We start from the raw sequence: 20860 nt of genomic DNA on the forward strand, positions 1-20860 counted from the left end.
GATCCGGGGGCCGGGCCGCCCGGGATCCGCCGCGCCGCACGGTCTCCGCACGTCCGGCGGGCGACCGGCTACTTCCGCGCGCCCTCACCGGTCTCGCGGTCCGCCGCGGCCCCGGCCGACTGCTGCCGCGGGATCGCGGGGCCGCCCTCCGCGTCCCCCGCACCGGCCGCCTCCGCCCGCTCCGCGCCCCCGGCACCCTCGGCCGGAGCCGCGGCCTCCGTCTCCGGCTCCGCCGCCCCGGCCTGCTCCGCCGCGGCGTCCGCGCCTGCCGGCGCACCGCTCTGGGCACCGCTCTGCGCACCGTCCTCCGGCGCCGGTTCCGCGGCCGCCTGCGCGGCGGCCGCGGGTGGCTCCCCGGTGGCCGCCCCGTCCGGGGCCGGGGCCGCCCCCGCATCGCCCTCCGCCCCCGACACCGCCGCCCCGGCCCCGGCCCCGTCCTCGGTCCTGCGCCGGCGGAACCGCGAAAATACGCCCATAACTGCTCCTACGCTCCTCATGTGGGTGAAATCCCGCATTTCCCGGAGCGTCCCCTTGCGCCGCCCGACGGGCCCCGGCAGCGCACCGGCGTTCGGGATCTCGCAACAGGCAACGACGCCGTGCGTGCCCCGTCACGTCGCTCGTTCGAGAGGGCGCCGGGAGGTTTGCGAGACTGACGGGGTGAACACCGTCGCCCCCGCTCCGCGGGTCATCGCCGTCGTCGGCCCCACCGCGGCCGGAAAGTCCGACCTGGGCGTCGCGCTCGCCCGCCACCTGGGCGGCGAGGTCATCAACGCCGACTCCATGCAGCTCTACCGCGGTATGGACATCGGCACCGCGAAGCTCACCCCCGAGGAGCGGCAGGGCGTCCCGCACCACCTGCTGGACATCTGGGACGTCACCCGCGCCGCCAACGTCGCCGAGTACCAGCGGCTGGCCCGCGCCGAGATCGACCGGCTGCTCGCCGCCGGCCGCACCCCGATCCTGGTCGGCGGCTCCGGGCTCTACGTCCGCGGCGCTCTGGACGCCCTGGAGTTCCCCGGCACCGACCCCGCCGTCCGCGCCCGCCTGGAGGGCGAACTCGCCGCGGAGGGCAGCGGCGCGCTGCACGCCCGGCTCGCCGCCGCCGACCCCGACGCCGCGCGCGCCATCCTGCCCGGCAACGGCCGCCGGATCGTCCGCGCCCTGGAGGTCATCGAGCTCACCGGCCGCCCGTTCACCGCCAACCTCCCCGGCCACGAGTCGGTCTACGACACCCTCCAGATCGGGGTGGACGTCGAGCGGCCCGAACTCGACGAGCGGATCGCCCTGCGGGTGGACCGGATGTGGGAGGCGGGCCTGGTCGACGAGGTGCGCCGGCTGGCGGCCGCGGGACTGCGCGAGGGGCGTACCGCCTCCCGGGCGCTGGGCTACCAGCAGGTCCTCGCCCACCTCGCGGGGGAGTGCACCGAGCAGGAGGCACGCGACGAGACGGTGCGCGCCACCAAGCGCTTCGCGCGCCGCCAGGACTCGTGGTTCCGCCGGGATCCCCGGGTCCACTGGCTCAGCGGCGCCGCCGACCGCCGGGCCGACCTCCCCGCCCTGGCGCTGGCGTTGCTCGAACGACCGGTCACAGCCTGATCACGTCATGGCATCGGGACGCCCCGGCCGTCATCCGGGCCCCTGAGGGCGTGTCATCATCGACCTTCGTTCGAGGCGTGCGATCTGGCAGTGGGGAGGGCGCGTGGCAATGGAGGCCGGCCCTCGCAACAGAGCCCAGCAACCGGACGGGGACGGCGCCGGGGCGGTATCCCCGGCCCAGGCCGGGCCGGCGGCGCACGACACCCGCCCCGAGCCCCACGACCGCGCGCTGACCCCCGGTGAGGGCATCCCGGAGGGCCACCCGGCCACCCTGGACGCCTCCGACGGCCCCGACGCCGAGACGGGCCCGGCCCCCGAGGGCGGCGAGTCCTTCCGCGACCTGCGCCCGCCCCGGCGGCTGCGGCTGTGGCAGCTCGCCCCGATCGTGGCGCTGGCCGCCCTCGGCTCGCTGATGTTCGCCTTCCCGCTGGCCTTCGAGTTCGGCGGGGACGGCGGCGCGGTGATCGCCATGCTCGGCCTGCTGCTGTGCTGCTGCGCGGCCGGCGGCGGCGTGATGGCGGCCCGGCGGGTCGGCCACACCTGGCCCGGCCTCCCGCCCCGCGGCTCCGGCCGCCGCGCCAGCTGGCGGGTGGTGCTCCTGTACGCGGGCGTGGTCGCGGTACTCGCCGCGCTGGCCATCTGGCGGGTGGCCCGGCTCCGCTGACGAGCGCCCCCGCGGCCGTCGCCGGCCGCGCCGCCCCGCCCGGCCGCCGCGCCGTCCACCCCGTACGATTCAGGGGTGACCAGCACCCAGCGCATCGCCTTCCTCAAGGGCCACGGCACCGAGAACGACTTCGTGATCGTCCCGGACCCGGACGGCCGGCTCGACCTGCCCGCGGCCGCCGTCGCCCGGATCTGCGACCGGCGGGCCGGGGTCGGCGGCGACGGGCTGCTGCGCGTCGTCCGCTCCGCCGCGCACCCCGAGGCACGGGCGATGGCCGGCGAGGCCGAGTGGTTCATGGACTACCGCAACGGCGACGGCTCGATCGCCGAGATGTGCGGCAACGGCGTCCGGGTCTTCGCCCGCTACCTCCTGCACGCCGGGCTCGCCGAGGCCGGCGACGTGGCGATCGCCACCCGCGCCGGCATCCGCCGGGTGCACGTCGCCAAGTCCGGTGAGGTCACCGTCTCCATGGGGCGCGCCGTACTCCCCGAGGAGGGCGTGGTCGTCGAGGTCGGCGGCCGCAGCTGGCCGGCCCGCAACGTCAGCATGGGCAACCCGCACGCCGTCGCGTTCGTGGCGGACCTCGCGCACGCCGGGGAGCTGCGCGAGCCCCCGCCGTTCCACCCCGCCGGGGTCTACCCGGACGGCGTCAACGTCGAGTTCGTCGTGGACCGCGGCCCGCGCCACGTGGCGATGCGGGTCCACGAGCGGGGCTCCGGCGAGACCCGCTCCTGCGGTACGGGCGCCTGCGCGGTCGCGGTGGCCGCCGCCCGCCGGGACGGCCTGGACCCGGCCGCCACCGGCGCCCCGGTGACGTACACCGTCGACGTGCCGGGCGGCAGCCTGGCGATCACCGAGCTGCCGGACGGCACCGTCGAGATGACCGGCCCGGCCGTGATCGTCGCCGAGGGCGCCTTCGACGCGGAGTGGCTGGCGGGCGCGCTCGCCGGCTGAACGGGCGCCGGGGCGCGCCTCCCCGCGGGGGGACGCGGTTTCGGCGAGGAGAAACGGTTCCGGCCAGAAAGTTCCCTCCAATGGGTGATCCGTTTCACGGTGAGCGAGAGGCGGACAGCGCTGCGTGATGGGCTCGGTAGCATCAAGCACCGGCCCGGGCGCCGTACCTGACGGCGGCCCACCGCCGGTCGACGCCGCCGGAGGTGCCCATGAGCGCAGAGGCCACGAACCCTGGTAACCCCGAAGCAGCCGGCCGCAGACGCGGCCGCCCCCGGCCGGCGCTCCGCGGCCTGCGCCGCATCGGCCGCGCCGCACTCCTCGGCCCGGCTCCCCGCGACGGCCTCCCGGACGCCCTGGAACACGTCGCCAAGGTGCACCGCCGCCACCACCCCGACGCCGACCTCGACATCCTCAGCAAGGCGTACCAGCTCGCCGAGTCCTCGCACCGCGGCCAGACCCGCAAGAGCGGCGAGCCGTACATCACGCACCCGCTCGCGGTGACCCTGATCCTCGCCGAACTGGGCGCCGAGACCACGACGTTGACCGCCTCCCTGCTCCACGACACCGTCGAGGACACGGAAGTGACGCTCCATCAGGTCGGTGCGGAGTTCGGCGAGGAGGTCCGCTACCTCGTCGACGGCGTCACCAAACTGGAGAAGGTCGACTACGGCGCCGCCGCCGAACCGGAGACCTTCCGCAAGATGCTCGTCGCCACCGGCAACGACGTCCGGGTGATGTCCATCAAACTCGCCGACCGGCTGCACAACATGCGCACCCTGGGCGTGATGCGCCCGGAGAAGCAGGCCCGGATCGCCGGCGTCACCCGCGACGTGCTCATCCCGCTCGCCGAACGCCTCGGCGTCCAGGCGCTCAAGACCGAGCTGGAGGACCTGGTCTTCGCGGTGCTGCACCCCGAGGAGTACGCCGCGACCCGCCGCCTGGTGGCCTCCTACGCCGGCCGCCCCGACCCGCTCGCGGCGATCGCCCGCCGGGCCCGCGCCGTCCTGGCCGACGCCGGCATCGACGCCCAGGTCCTCGTCCGGCCGCGGCACTTCGTCTCCGTCCACCGGGTCCTGCTGGCCCGCGGCCGGGTGACCGGCGCGGACCTGGGACGGCTGCTGGTCCTGGTGACCGAGGACGCCGACTGCTACGCCGTCCTCGGGGAGCTGCACACCTGCTTCACCCCGGTGGTCTCGGAGTTCAAGGACTTCATCGCGGCACCGAAGTTCAACCTCTACCAGTCGCTGCACACCGCCGTCACCGGCGCGACCGGCGACGTCGCCGAGACCCTGATCCGCACCCACCGGATGCACCGGGTAGCCGAGGCCGGCGTGATCGCCCTCGGCAACCCCTACGCGCCCCCCGACGGCACGGAGGCTCCCGACGGGGAGCGGGCCGACCCGACCCGCCCCGGCTGGCTCGACCGGCTGCTGGAGTGGCAGCGCACCACCCCCGACCCGGACACCTTCTGGACCTCGCTCCGCGACGACCTTGCCCAGGACCGCGAGATCACCGTCTTCTGCGCCGACGCGGCCCCCGACGGCCCCGGCGGCACCATCGGGCTCCCGGCCGGCGCCAGCTGCGTCGACGCCGCCTACGCCCGGCACGGCGAGGCGGCGCACTGCTGTATCGGCGCGCGGATCAACGGCCGGCTCGCCGCGCTCGGGACCGTCCTGCACGACGGCGACCGCCTCCACCTGCTGATGGCCCCGGACGCCGCCGGCCCCTCCCCGGAGTGGCTCGACCACGCCCGTACGCCCGCCGCCCGGCTGGCCATCTCCCGGTGGCTGGCCCGCCCCCGGGACGGCGCCGAGCCGCCCGCCGCGTCCGCCGGCCACCACGGCGAGCGCCGCCGCTCGCCCGCGCACCGCCCGCCCGGCCCGGACCGCGGCCCGGCCGCCGCCCCGCCGGCGGTGGCGGACCTGCCCGGCGCCGCGGTCCGGCTGGCCGGCTGCTGCACCCCGGTGCCCCCGGACACCGTCACCGGGTTCGCGGTCCGCGGCGGCACGGTCACCGTCCACCGGGCGCTGTGCCCCGCGGTGGCCCGGATGGCGGCGATGGGCCGGCAGCCGGTCGGGGTCCGCTGGCGGGGCACCGACGCGGGTGGCCACGGCTGCCGGGTGACCCTGCTGGCCGAGGCGTTCAGCCGCCCGCACCTGCTGCCCGACCTCACCGAGGCGATCGCCGCCGAGGGTGCCGCCGTGGTCTCCGCCGCCGTCGAACCCCCGCACGAGCAGCTGGTCCGGCACACCTACACCCTCCACCTGCCCGACGCCGACGGCCTGCCGTCCCTGATGCGGGCGATGCGCCAGGTGCCGGGCGTCTTCGACGTGGTCCGGGCGGCCGCGGCGGTCCGCTCCTGACGGCCCGCGCCCACCCGTAGGCAGATCGGGCGGGCGGACGCAAGCCGGACGGCCGGGGCGCCGCCCGTTCGGGTGCCGTCCTGCCGTGCCGTCCACGGGGGAGCGGGCCGCGCTGATAGCGGTAGCCCATGTCCGTTCCCCCGCGCCGTCCGTCCCGCGAGCCCGCCGGGCCCGCCTCCGACAGCACCACCGCCGGCCGCCCCGCACCCGGCCGGGACCGCCGCCGCGCCCGCCGCGGCCGGGTCCCCCGCCGGGCCGCCGCCCTCGGCCTCGCGGCCGCCGCCACGCTCGCCGCGGCCGCCCCGCCGCCCGCCGAGCCCCAGGGCATCGGCGACCGCCTCTTCCCGGCGCTCGGCAACCCCGGCTACCACGTCACCTCGTACGACATCTCGCTGGACTACCCGGGCCGCAACGACCGGCCGCTGGACGCGGTCACCGTGATCAACGCCCGGGCCACCGGCAACCTCGACCGGCTCAACCTCGACTTCGCCGACGGCGCGGTGCGCTCCGTCCTGGTCGACGGGCTGCCCGCCCGGCACGAGCAGGCCGGCGAGGACCTGGTCCTCACCCCGGCCGTGCACATCTTCCCCGGGCAGCAGGTGCGGATCGTCGTCCGGCACACCAGCGACCCCCGGGGCCGGGGCAACGGCGGCTGGATCCGCACGGCCGACGGGCTGGCGATGGCCAACCAGGCCGACGCCGCCCACCGGGTCTTCCCGTGCAACGACCACCCCTCCGACAAGGCGTACTTCACCTTCCGCATCACCGTGCCCCAGGGCCTGACGGCGGTCGCCAACGGGCTGCCGGCCGGCGAGGGCACCCGGGGCGCGCGCCGCACCTGGACCTACCGCACCGCGCACCCCATGGCCACCGAGCTGGCGCAGGTCTCCATCGGGCGGTCCAGCGTGCTGCCGCGGCGCGGCCCGCACGGCCTGCCGGTCCGCGACGTCGTCCCGGCCGCGGCCCGCCCCGCGCTGGCCCGCTGGCTGGCCCGGACCCCGGACCAGGTGGCCTGGATGGAGCGCCGGGTCGGCCCGTTCCCGTTCGAGAGCTACGGCGTCCTGATCGCGGACGCCAGCACCGGCTTCGAGCTGGAGACCCAGACCCTCTCGCTCTTCGAGAAGCGCCTGTTCACCACCGCCCAGCTGCCCGACTGGTACGTGGAGTCGGTGATGGTGCACGAACTGGCCCACCAGTGGTTCGGCGACAGCGTCAGCCCCCGCCGGTGGTCCGACGTCTGGCTCAACGAGGCCCACGCCACCTGGTACGAGGCCCTCTACGCGCAGGAGAAGGGCGACCGCCGGGCCTCCCTGGAGACCCGGATGCAGCGGGCCTACGAGATGTCGGACGGCTGGCGCGCGGAGGGCGGCCCGCCGGCCCTGCCCAAGGTCCCCGACCAGGGCCGCAAGATCGGCATCTTCCGGCCGGTGATCTACGACGGCAGCGCGCTGGTCCTGTACGCGCTGCGCCACAAGATGGGCCAGGCCGGCTTCGACCGGCTGGAGCGCGAATGGGTGGCCAAGCACCGCGACGGGGTGGCCGGCACCGCCGACTTCATCACGCTGGCCTCCCACATCTACGGCCACAACCTCTCCGGCTTCTTCTGGGAGTGGCTCTACGGCCAGAAGACGCCGGCGATGCCCGGCCACCCGGAGTGGCGCCCCCAGAAGGCCGCGAAGGCTGCCAGGACGGCGAAGACCGCGCAGACCGCGGCGGCCGGCCGGACGCCGCAGCACCGCCCCGTCCGCCCGGCGGCGACCCCGGGTGGACCGCGGCTGCACCGGCGGTGACCGCCCCCGACGGCCGCCGGCGCCGCAGCCGGCCGCCCCTGCCGCGACCGCCCGGAGGGGGCACCTCCGCCGAAACACCGGAAACCCGCGTGACGGCCGTCTCGCGGCCGTGCGACCATCAACGGGCCGACAGCGGCCGCCGGCGGCCGGCCCCCGGGAATCTCCGGGACCGCCCGGACGTTGACGCAAGCGAACGGCACAGCCACACCGTCCCGGCCGGACCGACCGGTCCCCGGGGCCTCCCTACGACGCGAAGGATCAAATGACCTCCTCTTCTTCCCTTCCGCAGGACCGGCAGCGCCTCCCCGAGAGCCTTCGGGCCGACGCCCTGATGGAAGAGGACGTCGCCTGGAGCCACGAGATCGACGGGGAGCGTGACGGCGACCAGTACGACCGCTCCGAGCGCGCGGCACTGCGCCGCGTCGCCGGGCTCTCCACCGAGCTGGAGGACGTCACCGAGGTCGAGTACCGCCAGCTGCGCCTGGAGCGCGTGGTGCTCGTCGGTGTCTGGACGTCCGGGACGGTGCAGGACGCGGAGAACTCCCTCGCCGAGCTCGCCGCCCTGGCCGAGACCGCCGGCGCGCTGGTGCTCGACGGCGTCGTCCAGCGCCGCGACAAGCCGGACCCGGCTACCTACATCGGCTCCGGCAAGGCGCTGGAGCTGCGCGACATCGTGCTGGAGTCCGGGGCCGACACCGTCGTCTGCGACGGTGAGCTCTCCCCGGGCCAGCTGATCCACCTGGAGGACGTCGTCAAGGTCAAGGTGGTCGACCGGACCGCCCTGATCCTCGACATCTTCGCCCAGCACGCCAAGTCCCGGGAGGGCAAGGCGCAGGTCTCGCTGGCGCAGATGCAGTACATGCTGCCCAGGCTGCGCGGCTGGGGCCAGTCGCTGTCCCGCCAGATGGGTGGCGGTGGCTCCGGTTCGGCGGGCGGCGGTATGGCCACCCGCGGTCCCGGTGAGACCAAGATCGAGACCGACCGGCGGCGGATCCGCGAGAAGATGGCGAAGATGCGCCGGGAGATCGCGGAGATGAAGACCGGCCGGGACGTCAAGCGCCAGGAGCGCCGGCGCAACAAGATCCCCTCGGTCGCCATCGCCGGCTACACCAACGCCGGTAAGTCCTCCCTGCTCAACCGCCTCACCGGCGCCGGCGTCCTGGTGGAGAACGCCCTGTTCGCCACCCTGGACCCGACCGTCCGGCGGGCCGAGACGCCCAGCGGGCGGCTGTTCACCCTCGCCGACACCGTCGGCTTCGTCCGCCACCTGCCGCACCACCTCGTCGAGGCGTTCCGCTCCACGATGGAGGAGGTCGCCGACGCCGACCTCATCCTGCACGTGGTCGACGGCTCGCACCCGGCGCCGGAGGAGCAGCTGGCGGCGGTCCGCGAGGTGATCCGCGACGTCGGCGCGACCGACGTCCCCGAGATCGTGATCGTCAACAAGGCCGACGCCGCCGATCCGCTGACCCTCCAGCGCCTGCTCCGCCAGGAGAAGCGCGCCCTGGTGGTCTCGGCCCGCACGGGCGAGGGCATCGCCGAGCTGCGCGAGCTGCTCGACGCGGAACTCCCGCGCCCGCAGGTCGAGATCGAGGTCCTGGTGCCCTACACCCAGGGCGCCCTGGTCTCGCGGGCGCACGCCGAGGGCGAGGTGCTCTCCGAGGAGCACACCGCCGAGGGCACGGTCCTCAAGGCCCGGGTCCACGAGGAACTGGCCGCCGAGTTCCGGCCGTTCGTCCCGGCCGCCTGACGGCCCGCCGAGCGCACGGCGCCGCACCCACACGAGGGCCCGCCCCGGTCTCCCCGGGGCGGGCCCTCGGCCGTGCGCGGGGGCGGCGCCGGCCGCCCCCGCGCAGCGGGTCACTGCTTGTTCGCCCACTTCCGGCTCATCGCGTCGAAGAGCGACTTGGCCTCGGCGCCCAGGTGCGGGCCCGCCGACCAGCGGGCCGGACGCGGCCCCATCGACATGTTGGAGATCAGCACCGGCTTGCCGTCCGCGCCCTTCATGAACCACGGACCGCCGGACGACCCACCGGTCATGGTGCAGCCGATGCGGTACATGGTCGGCTTCCTGGCGTCCATCGTCAGCCGGGTCGGCCGGTCGGTGCAGGACTGCTGCGCCGCGCCGTCGAACGGCGGCTCGGCCGGGTAGCCCTGCGCCGTCAGGCTCGGGATCTTCGACATCGCCGGGGCGTTGAAGTCGATCGCGTAGGCGCCGCCGGCCATCTCCTCCAGCGACTTGCCGTTGGTGCTCTCCTCCGGCTTCACGTGCATCAGCGCGAAGTCGTACGGGGCCATCGGCACGCCCGGGACGGCACCGCCGTCGGCGATCCACTCCTTGGAGGTGGTCATGTCGTCCGCCCACCACTTGCCCGACGGGACCCGGTCCTCGAAGGGGGTGGTCTTCATCCGGCTGGCCGGCACACCGGTCCGGTTGAAGTTCGGGACGAACATCATGTTGCGGTACCAGCCGCCGTTCTTGCCGGCGTGCACGCAGTGCGCCGCGGTCCACACGAGGTTGGACTTGCCCGGGTGGGCCGGGTCCTTGACGACGGTGGCGGAGCAGCGGGACTCGCCCTGCGGGGTGCTGAACAGCAGCAGGCCCACGCCCGGCGCGGTGGAGGTGTAGGGCGTCCGCACCGGCTGCGCGGCGACCGCGGCCGGCTCCGGGTCGGTCTTGCCCTGGTCCTCGGTGATGTCCGAGGGCTTGCTGGGGTCCTTGGGCGGCTTGACCTTGTCGATCTTGTCAGGGTTCCAGAAGTTCTTGATGATCGGGTTGATGAACTCCCCGGCCTCCCGGAGCCACTTGTCCTTGTCCCAGTTCTTCCACTCGCCGTTCTTCCACTTGTCCAGGTCGACGCCGTGCTCCCGGAGCTTGTCCTGGAGGTCCTTGGGGATCTTGATGGCACCCCCGCCCGTGGAGTCCTCGGCGGACGCGGTCGGCTTGGCGTCCGCGTTGTCGCCCGACGGCCCGCAGCCGGTGGCGGTCAGCGCCACCACGGCCGTCAGGGCTGCGGCGGCCAGCACTGGCCGGCGTATCGATCGCATGGGTGCGTTCTCCCCCTGTGTCAAACGGTGAGCCGGTGCGGCTCGTGAGCGGTGCCCCGGGGCGGTGCTTGTCATGAACCGCAAGATCCCGGTGCAGCCCCCCACTATGCCGGTGCCCGGAGGGACGGTGGTACCCGGGGCCCCGGTTCCCGCCGCCAAGGATCTTGCCGCCGGCCGTGTTCCCACGCCGCCGCCGTCGTTGGTACGTACGGGGGACGGCCGGGCTGCCCGCCGGGCCCGCGCGGTATCCAGCAGTTCACCAGCAGGAGGACACAACTGCCGTGGCGTTGACCGAATCCGTGCCGGCGGCCGCACCGCCGGCCCACGAGGGGATCCTGCGCCGGCAGGCCCTGCGTGAGTCCGCCGCCCGCACCTACGCGCGCTCGCTGCCGATCGTGCCGGTGCGCGCCCGCGGGCTGACCATCGAGGGCGCCGACGGCCGGCGCTACCTCGACTGCCTCTCCGGCGCCGGCACCCTCGCGCTCGGCCACAACCACCCCGTGGTCCTGGAGGCGATCCGCACCGTCCTGGACTCCGGGGCGCCGCTGCACATCCTCGACCTGGCGACCCCGGTCAAGGACGCGTTCACCACCGAGCTGTTCGCCACCCTCCCCAGGGAATTGGCCGAAAACGGGCGGATCCAGTTCTGCGGGCCGGCCGGCACCGACGCCGTCGAGGCGGCCTTCACCCTCGTCCGCACCGCCACCGGGCGGTCCGGCCTGGCCGCCTTCTCCGGCGCGTACCACGGCATGACCGCGGACGCGCTGGCCGCCTCCGGGGGCGCCCGGCACCCCGGCGTGACCCGGCTGCCCTACCCGTACGCCTACCGCTGCCCCTTCGGCACCGGCGGCGAGCAGGGCGCGGAACTGGCCGCCCGCTGGACCGAGCACCTCCTCGACGACCCCAAGGGCGGCGTGCCCCGGCCCGCCGGGATGATCCTCGAACCGGTCCAGGGCGAGGGCGGGGTGATCCCCGCCCCGGACGCCTGGCTGCGCCGGATGCGGGAGATCACCGCCGCCCGCGGCATCCCGCTGATCGTCGACGAGGTGCAGACCGGCGTCGGCCGCACCGGCACCTTCTGGGCCGTCGAGCGCAGCGGCATCGTGCCCGACGTCCTGGTGCTCTCCAAGGCGATCGGCGGCAGCCTCCCGCTCGCCGTCCTCGTCTACCGCGCCGACCTCGACACCTGGCGGCCCGGCGCGCACGCCGGCACCTTCCGCGGCAACCAGCTCGCCATGGCCGCCGGCGCCGCCACCCTCGCCCACGTCCGCCGCAACGGCCTCGCCGACCACGCCGCGCGGCTCGGCGCCGCCATGCTCACCCGGCTGCGGGAACTGGCCGCCGCCCACGACTGCATCGGCGACGTCCGCGGCCGCGGGCTGATGCTCGGCGTCGAGATCGTCGACCGGGACGCCCCCGCCGACGCCCTCGGCGCCCGCCCCGCCGACCCGGCGCTGGCCGCCGCCGTCCAGCAGGCGTGCCTGGACCGCGGCCTGATCGTCGAACTCGGCGGCCGGCACTCCGCCGTCGTCCGGCTGCTGCCGCCCCTGACCCTCACCGACGAACAGGCGGACGCGGTCCTCGACCGCCTCGCCGACGCCCTCGCGGCGGCGGTCCGCACCACCCCCGGCCCCCAGGGGCCGGCCCCCACCACCCTGCGAGGCACCCCCTGATGACCGAACGCCCCGCCCCCGACGGCCCCCACACCGCCGAACGGTCCCCCGCCCACCCCCAGGGCGCCGGCCTGATCGAGCCGACCGTCCCCCGCCAGCAGCGCCGCCCCGGCGACGACACCTGCCACCAGCAGACCCGCGCCGAGGACCACGACCCCGGCCCGTGCGACCCCGTGCGGCACCCCGACGCCGACCCCCTCGACCACCCGGACCCGGCCGCCGCCGCCGACGCCGCGGGCATCGAGAACCTCCTGCGCTGCTGGCTCCGCGAGCACGGCACCCCCCGCCCGGCCGGCGGCCGGCTGCGCCTGCCGCTGCACGCCAGCGCCACCGCCCTGCACATCCCCGTCCGCTACTGGTCGGCCACCGGCTGGCACCGCCTGGGCGCCCCCACCCTGGAGGGCACCCCGCCCGGCTCGGCACCGCTGGACGCCGTCACGCTCGCCGCGCTGCTGCGCCGCGAGGCCGCCCACGGCGGCGACCGGCGGGCCTCGGACGGCGGTGAGCACCGGGTCGCCGACGGCGGCGAGCCGCCCGCCGCCGACACCCCGCAGGCCCCGGACGGCGACGGCGCCGAGCTGGTCGGCCGGGTCGCCAACTCCGTCCGGACCACGGCCCTGATCCTCGCCGACCGGCGGTCCCGCCCCGAGGAGGGCCCCGGCTCCCGCTTCCTCGAAGCCGAGCAGTCGCTCCTCCTGGGCCACCCGCTGCACCCCACGCCCAAGAGCCGCGAGGGCCTCACCGACGCCGAGACCCGCGCCTATTCACCCGAGCTCCGCGGCGCCTTCCCACTGCACTGGGCGGCCGTCCACCCCTCCGTCCTCGCCACCGACTCCGCCTGGACCGAGCGCGGCCGGACCGTCCCGGCCGCCCGGCTCGCCGCCCGGCTCGCCGGCGACGGCCTCCCGCTCCCCGAGGGCACCGTGCCGCTGCCGCTCCACCCCTGGCAGGCCCGCGACCTCGCCGCCCGCCCGGAGACCGCCGCGCTGCGCGAGGCGGGCCTGCTGCACGACCTCGGCCCGTACGGCCCGCTGTGGCACCCCACCTCCTCCGTCCGCACCGTCTTCCGCCCCGGGGCGCCGGCGATGCTCAAGCTCTCCCTGGGCCTGCGGATCACCAACTCCCGCCGGGAGAACCTCCGCAAGGAACTCCTGCGCGGAGTGGAGGTCCACCGGCTGCTGCGCACCGGCCTGGGCGCCGAGTGGCGGGCCGCGTTCCCCGGCACCCCCGGCTTCGACATCGTCCGCGACCCCGCCTACCTCGCCGTCGACGGCCCCGGCGGCGAGCCGGTCCAGGGCCTGGACGCCGTCATCCGCCACCAGCCCTTCGCCCCCGGCGACGACGCGGTCTGCATCGCCGGGCTCACCGCCCCGCGCCCCTGGCCCGGCTCCGGCGTCATGCGCTCCCGGCTGGAGAGCGTGGTCGGCGCGCTCAGCGCCCGCACCGGACGGCCGGCCGGCGCGGTCGCCACCGAGTGGTTCCTGCGCTACCTCGAAGCGGTCGTCCGGCCCGTCCTCTGGCTCGACGGGACGGCCGGCGTCGCCCTGGAGGCCCACCAGCAGAACACCCTCGTCCTGCTGGACGCCGACGGCTGGCCGGCCGGCGGCCGCTACCGCGACAACCAGGGCTACTACTTCCGCACCTCCCGCCGCGCCGACCTGGAGCGGCGGCTGCCCGGCATCGGCGCCGCCAGCGACACCTTCGTCGCGGACGACGTCACCGACGAGCGGTTCGCGTACTACCTCGGCATCAACAACGTGTTCGGGCTGATCGGGGCGTTCGGCGCGGCCCGGCTCGTCCGCGAGGAGATCCTGCTCGCCGCCTTCCGGCGCTTCCTCACCGACGCCGCGGCGGCCCCGCCCGCCCACCGCTCGTCCCTGCCCGAGCGGCTGCTGTCCGCCCGCACGCTGCGCTGCAAGGCCAACCTCGCGACCCGGCTGCACGGCCTGGACGAACTCGTCGGCCCGGTCGACACCCAGTCCGTCTACGTCACCCTGCCCAACCCGCTCGCGCTCTAGGGGGTGTCCGCACCGTGCCGTTGACCGCCCGGCAGACGGGACGCGGACACCCCTAGCCCCTGTCGTCTCCCCAGTCCCACAGGAGAGCGTCCCGTGCCACCGACCGATGCCGGCCCCACTCCCGCGCCGGACGACACCCTCGGATCCCCGCCCGCGCCCCACCCCGGCGCGGCACCGCCCGCCGCCCCCACCCCCGCGGCGGGCCCCCTCCTGGACCACCTCGCCGACTGGCCGCCGGCCGACACCCCCGCCGGGCCGTTCGCCCTCGTCCCCGTGGACCTCGACCGGGACCTGGACCGGATCACCGCCTGGATGAACGATCCCGCGGTCGCCGCCTTCTGGGAGCTGGCCGGGCCGCCGGAGACCACCGCGGCCCACCTGCGCGCCCAGCTGGACGGCGACGGCCGCAGCGTCCCCTGCCTCGGCGTCCTGGACGGCGTCCCGATGAGCTACTGGGAGATCTACCGCGCCGACCTGGACCGCCTCGCCCGCCACTACCCGGCCCGGCCCCACGACACCGGCATCCACCTGCTCATCGGCGGCTCCGGCGACCGCGGCCGCGGACTGGGCGCCGTGCTGCTGCGCGCCACCGCCGACCTCGTCCTGGACGCCCGCCCGCGGTGCGGGCGCGTCCTCGCCGAACCGGACCTGCGCAACACCGCCTCCGTCGCGGCCTTCCTGAGCGCCGGCTTCCACTACGCCGAGGAGATCGACCTGCCGGAGAAACGCGCGGCGCTGATGGTCCGCGACCGCGCCCATCGCCACCTGCTGTGACCCCCGGGGCCGTCCGTCGACGGCCCCGCTCGCGTACGCCATCCATCCGGCCGGCCCGCTTGTCCCCCGCACGTGCCGGGCCGGTCCCGCACCGAGGAGTCCCACCTTGTCTCCTGCGTCCCGCCCGTCCGCCCCCGGCCCGGCCGTCGCCTGGCAGCACGCCGCCCGCCGGCTCTTCGCCAAGATGCTCGCCGAATTCGCCTACGAGGAGATCCTCACCCCCGAACCGGACGGCGCCGCCCCGGACGGCGCGCCCCGCTACCGCCTGCCCGTGACCGACCACCTCACCTACCGCTTCACCGCCCGCAGGGGCGCCTACGGGCACTGGCGCGTCGCCCCGCACTCGATCACCCCCGACGCCGATCCCTTCCGCTTCCTCTCCCACGCCCACGACACGCTGCTGGGCCTGTCCGGCGACACCACCGGCCACCTCATCCGTGAGCTGACCGCCACCCTCGCCGCCGACACCCACCTGGACGCCACCGCGCTCACCGCCGCCGAACTCGCCGACCTGGACTACGCCGCCCTCGAAGGCCACCAGACCGGCCACCCCTGGCTCGTCGCCAACAAGGGCCGGCTCGGCTTCTCCGCCACCGACGCGGCGACCTGGGCCCCGGAGGCCCGCACCCCGCACCGGCTGCCCTGGCTCGCCGCCCACCACCGCATCGCCCAGTACCGCGGCGTCCCCGCCCTGGCCACCCCCGACCGCCTCTACGGCGAGGAGCTCGACCCCGCCACCCGGCACGCCTTCGCCACCGCCCTCACCGACGCCGGCCGCGACCCCGCCGACTACCTCTACCTCCCCGTCCACCCCTGGCAGTGGGACGAGACCATCGCCCCGCTCTTCGCCCCGCAGCTCGCCGACGGCTCCCTCGTCGCGCTGCCCGCCGACAACGACCTCCGCCTGCCGCAGCAGTCGATCCGCACCTTCCTCAACCTCACCCGCCCCCGCGCGCGCACCGTCAAGCTGCCGCTGTCCATCCTCAACACCCTGGTCTGGCGCGGGCTGCCCACCGAGCGAACCCTCGCCGCCCCCGCCGTCACCGGCTGGGTGCACGGCCTGCGCGACGGCGATACGTATCTGCGCGACGAGACGCGGGTGATCCTGCTCGGCGAGACCGCCTCCGTCACCGTCGAGCACCCCCTCTACGACCGGCTGCCCGGCGTCCCGTACCAGTACAAGGAGCTGCTCGGCTGCATCTGGCGGGAGCCGCTCACCGGCCACCTCGACCCGGGGGAGCGCGCCCGCACCCTGGCCTCCCTGCTCCAGACCGACCCGGCCGGGCGGGCGCTCACCGCGGAGCTGGTGCACCGCTCCGGCCTGGCCCCGCGCACCTGGCTGGCCCGGCTGTTCGCCGCCCTGCTGCCACCCCTGCTGCACTTCCTCTACCAGTACGGCACGGTCTTCTCCCCGCACGGCGAGAACGCCATCGTCGTCTTCGACGCGGACGACGTGCCCACCCGCCTGGCGGTGAAGGACTTCGTCGACGACGTCAACACCTGCGACCGGCCGCTGCCCGAGCACGCCACCATGCCGGACGACGTCCGGGCGGTGCTGCTCACCGAACCGCCCGCCTTCCTGACCCAGTTCATCCACTCCGGGCTGTTCGTCGGGGTCTTCCGCTATCTGGCGCCGCTGTGCGAGGAGCAACTGGGCGTGCCCGAGGGGGAGTTCTGGTCCCTCGTCCGGGCGGAGATCATGCGCCACCACGAGCGGTTCCCGCACCTCAAGGCGCGGCAGGAGACCTTCGACCTGCTCACCCCCCGGATCGAGCGGCTGTGCCTGAACCGCAACCGGCTGCACGTGGACGGTTACCGCGATCGCCGCGACCGCCCGCACGCCGCCGTCCACGGCACCGTCCCCAACCCCCTGTACGCGCCGTGACCGACCGCGCTGTCGGTGGTCCCGCGTAGGCTTGCAGACGCTATGACGAAGCCCTCTCTCCCCGATCTGCTCCACGCCGCCGTCAGCGCCGTCGGCGGCACCGAGCGCCCCGGCCAGGTGGCCATGGCCGAGGCCGTCGAAGCGGCCGTGGACGACGCCGCCCACCTCCTGGTGCAGGCCGGCACCGGCACCGGAAAGTCCCTCGGCTATCTGGTGCCGGCGCTGGCCCACGGCGAGAGGGTGGTGGTCGCCACGGCCACCCTCGCCCTCCAGCGCCAGCTGGTCGAGCGCGATCTGCCGCGGACGGTGGAGGCGCTGCATCCGCTGCTGCGCCGCCGCCCCCAGTTCGCGATGCTCAAGGGCCGGTCCAACTACCTCTGCCTGCACCGCCTCCACGAGGGCGCCCCGCAGGACGAGGAGGACGGCCTCTTCGACGTCTTCGAGCAGGCGGCGCCGACCAGCAAGCTCGGCAAGGACCTGCTGCGGCTGCGGGACTGGGCGGACGAGACCGAGACCGGTGACCGCGACGACCTCACCCCCGGCGTCTCGGACCGCGCCTGGGGCCAGGTCTCGGTCTCCTCCCGGGAGTGCCTGGGCGCCTCGAAGTGCGCGTACGGCGCGGAGTGCTTCGCCGAGGCGGCCCGGGAGCGGGCCAAGCTCGCCGATGTGGTGATCACCAACCACGCGCTGCTGGCGATCGACGCCATCGAGGGCGCCCCGGTGCTGCCGCAGCACGAGGTCCTGATCATCGACGAGGCCCATGAGCTGGTCTCCCGGGTCACCGGCGTGGCCACTGGGGAGCTCACCCCCGGCCAGGTCAACCGCGCCGTCCGCCGCGCCGCCAAGCTGGTCAACGAGAAGGCCGCCGATCAGCTGCAGACCGCCGCGGAGACCTTCGAGCGGCTGATGGAGCTGGCGCTGCCGGGCCGCCTGGAGGAGATCCCCGAGGAGCTGGGCTACTGCCTGATGGCGCTGCGGGACGCGGCCCGCCAGGTCGTCGTCGCGCTCGGCTCGACCCGCGACAGGTCCGTCCAGGACGAGGACGCGGTCCGCAAGCAGGCCCTCGCCGCGGTGGAGAACGTCCACGACGTCGCCGAGCGGATCGCGAACGGCTCCGAGTACGACGTGGTCTGGTACGAACGCCACGACCGCTTCGGCGCGTCGCTGCGGGTGGCGCCGCTGTCGGTCTCCGGCCTGCTGCGGGAGAAGCTGTTCACCGACCGCTCGGTGGTGCTGACCTCCGCGACCCTGAAGCTGGGCGGTGACTTCAACGGCGTCGCGGCCTCGCTGGGCCTGGGCCCGGAGGGCACCGCGGGCGAGGACGAGCCGGTGTGGAAGGGCCTGGACGTCGGTTCGCCGTTCAACTACGGCAAGCAGGGCATCCTCTACGTCGCCAAACACCTCTCCCAGCCGGGCCGGGAGGGCAGCCGGGGCGACATGCTGGACGAGCTGGCGGAGCTGATCGAGGCGGCCGGCGGGCGGACGCTGGGGCTGTTCTCGTCGATGCGCGGCGCCCAGGCCGCGGCGGAGGCGATGCGCGGCCGGCTGGACATGCCGATCCTGCTCCAGGGCGAGGAGACCCTCGGCGAGCTGATCCGGAATTTCGCCGCGGACGCCCGGACCTGCCTGTTCGGCACGCTCTCCCTCTGGCAGGGCGTGGACGTGCCGGGGCCGAACTGCCAGCTGGTGGTGATGGACCGGGTGCCGTTCCCGCGGCCGGACGATCCGCTGATGAGTGCCCGGCAGAAGGCCGTGGAGGAGGCCGGCGGCAATGGCTTCATGGCGGTCGCCGCGACCCATGCCGCGCTGCTGATGGCGCAGGGCGCGGGCCGCCTGGTGCGGGCCACCGGGGACCGCGGGGTGGTGGCGGTGCTGGACCCGCGCGTGGAACGGGCCCGCTACGGCTCGTTCCTCCGCAAGTCCATGCCGGACTTCTGGTACACCACCGACCGCAATCAGGTGCGCCGCTCGCTGGCCGCCATCGACAAGGCGGCCAGGGAAGCGGCGGCGGAGTAGCGAAAGCACGTCCTGCGGGGCCCGGGGAGAGCGGGCGCCGCAGGACTCTGCGGCAGTGCGGAGCCCCGGGAGGGAACCGGCGCAGTGGTTCCTTCCCGGGGCCCGGTCGAGGGGCGGGTCAGACCCGGCGGAGCACCGCGACCACCTTGCCGAGGATGGTCGCCTCGTCGCCCGGAATGGGCTGGTACGCGGAGTTGTGCGGCAGCAGCCAGACATGGCCGTCCTCGCGCTTGAAGCGCTTGACGGTGGCCTCGCCGTCGAGCATCGCGGCGACGATGTCACCGTTCTCGGCGACCGGCTGGCGGCGGACGGTGACCCAGTCGCCGTCGCAGATCGCCGCCTCGATCATGGAGTCGCCCACGACCTTCAGCACGAACAGCTCGCCGTCGCCGACCAGCTGGCGGGGGAGCGGGAAGACGTCCTCGACGGACTCCTCGGCCAGGATCGGGCCGCCGGCCGCGATCCGGCCGACCAGCGGGACGTAGGAGGCTGCGGGCTTGCCGGCGGTCTCCGTCGCGGCGCTCGTCGGCTGGTCCGAGGCGCGGACCTCGTACGCCCGCGGGCGGTGCGGATCGCGCCGGAGGAAGCCCTTCCGCTCCAGCGCCATGAGCTGGTGGGCGACGGAGGAGGTGCTGGAGAGGCCGACGGCCTGGCCGATCTCCCGCATGGACGGTGGGTAGCCGCGCCGCTGGACCGAATCCCGGATCACCTCGATCACCCGGCGCTGCCGGTCGGTGAGCCCCGAGCTGTCGGCGCGGATACCGGGCGGGCGGCCCGGCAGTGCGCGGGCGGGCTTGTGCTCTTCGGAGTCCGACGTGGTCTCGTCCATCGGCCGCGGTGCCCTTTGCGGTTGCTCGAATCGGCTCTGGGAGTGGCTTTGTGCGGTGATGGTCGCGCTGTCTGCGGTGGTGGTCACGTCGGCCCCTCTCGAAATGTTCTCCCTAGTTAGCCAACGGTAGTTGCTTTCGAAAGGTTGCGCCAAACACACGTTCGAGTGAAAAATTCCGCGATTGGCTGACCTGATCAAGCAGTGCGGTGTATGGCCGAATGGCAATTCGGACCTGCGGGATGCCGCGCTCCGATTCCCGCCGGGATTGCCGTCCGGAATGCCCTCCGGAACGCCGTCCCGGAAAGCGGTGCGCGCCACCCCGGCGGGTGCCCGCCGTGGCGCCGCCGATTGTGTCATCCCCGCCCCTCCGGTCCCGCCGCCGGGTGGCTTCCCGTACCCTCTTGGACGGTCCGGCGGCCGGCCGCCACCGCGACACGCGGTAGGCAGATATAAGCGCCCCGACACCACATCTAGTGCTTAGATGCGTTCGGCCACCTACAAGTTGTGGTGCCGGGTCTGTCGGGCCCCAGGGATCGCCTATGCTTGTGGCTGCTCCGAAGGGCCCGTACGGACCGGCCGGAGGCCAGTCGCCGTACGCCGGTTCCGTCGGCGTGCGTCCGTTTCGAGGGTGAGGAGGGTGGAGCCGTGCACTGCCCCTTCTGCAGGCACCCGGACAGCCGGGTCGTCGACAGCCGCACCACGGACGACGGGACGGCCATCCGTCGCCGGCGCCAGTGCCCCGACTGCTCCCGGCGCTTCACGACCGTCGAGACGGCGTCCCTGATGGTGATCAAGCGGAGCGGGGTCACCGAGCCCTTCAGCCGCACCAAGGTCATCGCCGGGGTGCGCAAGGCGTGCCAGGGCCGCCCGGTCACCGAGGACGCACTCGCCAAGCTCGGCCAGCGGGTCGAGGAGGCGGTGCGCGCCACCGGCAGCGCCGAGCTGACCACGCACGACGTCGGGCTCGCCATACTGGGCCCGTTGCAGGAACTCGACCTCGTCGCGTACCTGCGCTTCGCGTCCGTCTACCGGGCGTTCGACTCACTTGAGGACTTCGAGGCGGCCATCGCCGAGCTGCGGGAGCAGCGCGAGCAGGGGCCGCCCGCGCACGGCGGGGGCGACGAGGAGGCCGGCGAGCCGGCCGTTCCCGCGCCCGCCACCGCCGCCGACTGAGCTCGGCGCGCATCACCAGACCTGGGCCGGGGCGAGAGCAGGGCGCCCCGGTCCCGGAAAGACATACACCGTGCCAC

General features: G+C 75.1%; 15 protein-coding genes. 12 read left to right on the top strand and 3 right to left on the bottom strand.

Going from position 1 to position 20860, the window contains the following annotated elements; genetic code table 11:
• Window positions 1-68 precede the first annotated feature (68 nt).
• Complete coding sequence (locus MUU72_RS24050) at window positions 69-476, bottom strand: hypothetical protein (RefSeq protein ID WP_248015461.1); 408 nt, start codon at window positions 474-476, stop codon at window positions 69-71.
• A gap of 181 nt (window positions 477-657) precedes the next feature.
• Here MUU72_RS24050 and miaA point away from each other — a divergent pair, with 181 nt between their 5' ends.
• The 6 genes from miaA to hflX all read left to right on the top strand — a co-directional run bounded on the left by miaA (window position 658) and on the right by hflX (window position 9117).
• Window positions 658-1596 (top strand): tRNA (adenosine(37)-N6)-dimethylallyltransferase MiaA, encoded by a 939-nt coding sequence (gene miaA / locus MUU72_RS24055; protein ID WP_248015462.1) that lies wholly within the window; start codon window positions 658-660, stop codon window positions 1594-1596.
• 109 nt (window positions 1597-1705) lie between these two features.
• On the top strand, window positions 1706-2260 hold the full coding sequence (locus MUU72_RS24060; RefSeq protein WP_248015495.1) for a hypothetical protein: 555 nt from the start codon (window positions 1706-1708) through the stop codon (window positions 2258-2260).
• Between the two features lie 75 nt (window positions 2261-2335).
• On the top strand, window positions 2336-3214 hold the full coding sequence (gene dapF / locus MUU72_RS24065) for a diaminopimelate epimerase (RefSeq protein WP_248015463.1): 879 nt from the start codon (window positions 2336-2338) through the stop codon (window positions 3212-3214).
• Between the two features lie 209 nt (window positions 3215-3423).
• Complete coding sequence (locus MUU72_RS24070) at window positions 3424-5577, top strand: RelA/SpoT family protein (protein WP_248015464.1); 2154 nt, start codon at window positions 3424-3426, stop codon at window positions 5575-5577.
• Window positions 5578-5705: 128 nt separating this feature from the next.
• Window positions 5706-7367 carry a M1 family metallopeptidase gene (locus tag MUU72_RS24075; protein ID WP_248015465.1) on the top strand — a complete coding sequence of 554 codons (1662 nt, stop codon included), beginning with the start codon at window positions 5706-5708 and terminating at the stop codon, window positions 7365-7367.
• 262 nt (window positions 7368-7629) lie between these two features.
• The gene (hflX, locus tag MUU72_RS24080; protein WP_248015466.1) at window positions 7630-9117 is read left to right on the top strand and encodes a GTPase HflX; all 1488 of its coding nucleotides are present in this window, start codon (window positions 7630-7632) and stop codon (window positions 9115-9117) included.
• 110 nt (window positions 9118-9227) lie between these two features.
• Here hflX and MUU72_RS24085 read toward each other — a convergent pair whose 3' ends face one another.
• Window positions 9228-10415: a trypsin-like serine peptidase gene (locus tag MUU72_RS24085; RefSeq protein ID WP_248015467.1), complete on the bottom strand. Its 1188-nt coding sequence runs from the start codon at window positions 10413-10415 to the stop codon at window positions 9228-9230.
• A 281-nt stretch (window positions 10416-10696) separates the two neighbouring features.
• Here MUU72_RS24085 and MUU72_RS24090 point away from each other — a divergent pair, with 281 nt between their 5' ends.
• The 5 genes from MUU72_RS24090 to MUU72_RS24110 all read left to right on the top strand — a co-directional run bounded on the left by MUU72_RS24090 (window position 10697) and on the right by MUU72_RS24110 (window position 18781).
• Window positions 10697-12088, top strand: coding sequence for a diaminobutyrate--2-oxoglutarate transaminase family protein (locus tag MUU72_RS24090; RefSeq protein WP_248015468.1), 1392 nt, complete (start codon window positions 10697-10699; stop codon window positions 12086-12088).
• Window positions 12088-14106, top strand: a complete 2019-nt coding sequence (locus MUU72_RS24095) for an IucA/IucC family protein (RefSeq protein WP_248015469.1) — start codon at window positions 12088-12090, stop codon at window positions 14104-14106. The genes MUU72_RS24090 and MUU72_RS24095 overlap by 1 nt, the downstream gene beginning before the upstream one ends.
• A gap of 93 nt (window positions 14107-14199) precedes the next feature.
• Window positions 14200-14880, top strand: coding sequence for a GNAT family N-acetyltransferase (locus MUU72_RS24100; protein WP_248015470.1), 681 nt, complete (start codon window positions 14200-14202; stop codon window positions 14878-14880).
• Between the two features lie 106 nt (window positions 14881-14986).
• Window positions 14987-16765 carry an IucA/IucC family protein gene (locus MUU72_RS24105; RefSeq protein WP_248015471.1) on the top strand — a complete coding sequence of 593 codons (1779 nt, stop codon included), beginning with the start codon at window positions 14987-14989 and terminating at the stop codon, window positions 16763-16765.
• A 42-nt stretch (window positions 16766-16807) separates the two neighbouring features.
• Window positions 16808-18781: an ATP-dependent DNA helicase gene (locus MUU72_RS24110; protein WP_248015472.1), complete on the top strand. Its 1974-nt coding sequence runs from the start codon at window positions 16808-16810 to the stop codon at window positions 18779-18781.
• Window positions 18782-18899: 118 nt separating this feature from the next.
• Here MUU72_RS24110 and lexA read toward each other — a convergent pair whose 3' ends face one another.
• Window positions 18900-19697: a transcriptional repressor LexA gene (gene lexA / locus MUU72_RS24115; protein WP_248015473.1), complete on the bottom strand. Its 798-nt coding sequence runs from the start codon at window positions 19695-19697 to the stop codon at window positions 18900-18902.
• 558 nt (window positions 19698-20255) lie between these two features.
• Between lexA and nrdR the strand changes: the two genes are divergently transcribed.
• Entirely contained in the window at window positions 20256-20783 is a 528-nt protein-coding gene (gene nrdR, locus MUU72_RS24120; RefSeq protein WP_248015474.1) for a transcriptional regulator NrdR, read from the top strand.
• Window positions 20784-20860: the final 77 nt, after the last annotated feature.

The sequence above is a fragment of the Streptomyces rhizoryzae genome (genome assembly GCF_023155275.1).
GTDB classification, from domain to species: domain Bacteria; phylum Actinomycetota; class Actinomycetes; order Streptomycetales; family Streptomycetaceae; genus Streptomyces; species Streptomyces rhizoryzae.

What these genes read in the sequence shown, in the direction of transcription:
- MUU72_RS24110 (WP_248015472.1), top strand. Translation starts at nt 16,808, where the DNA reads ATGACGAAGCCCTCTCTCCCCGATCTGCTCCACGCCGCCGTCAGCGCC.
- MUU72_RS24050 (WP_248015461.1), bottom strand. Translation starts at nt 476, where the DNA reads ATGGGCGTATTTTCGCGGTTCCGCCGGCGCAGGACCGAGGACGGGGCC.
- MUU72_RS24060 (WP_248015495.1), top strand. Translation starts at nt 1,706, where the DNA reads ATGGAGGCCGGCCCTCGCAACAGAGCCCAGCAACCGGACGGGGACGGC.
- MUU72_RS24070 (WP_248015464.1), top strand. Translation starts at nt 3,424, where the DNA reads ATGAGCGCAGAGGCCACGAACCCTGGTAACCCCGAAGCAGCCGGCCGC.
- MUU72_RS24075 (WP_248015465.1), top strand. Translation starts at nt 5,706, where the DNA reads ATGTCCGTTCCCCCGCGCCGTCCGTCCCGCGAGCCCGCCGGGCCCGCC.
- hflX (WP_248015466.1), top strand. Translation starts at nt 7,630, where the DNA reads ATGACCTCCTCTTCTTCCCTTCCGCAGGACCGGCAGCGCCTCCCCGAG.
- MUU72_RS24095 (WP_248015469.1), top strand. Translation starts at nt 12,088, where the DNA reads ATGACCGAACGCCCCGCCCCCGACGGCCCCCACACCGCCGAACGGTCC.
- MUU72_RS24085 (WP_248015467.1), bottom strand. Translation starts at nt 10,415, where the DNA reads ATGCGATCGATACGCCGGCCAGTGCTGGCCGCCGCAGCCCTGACGGCC.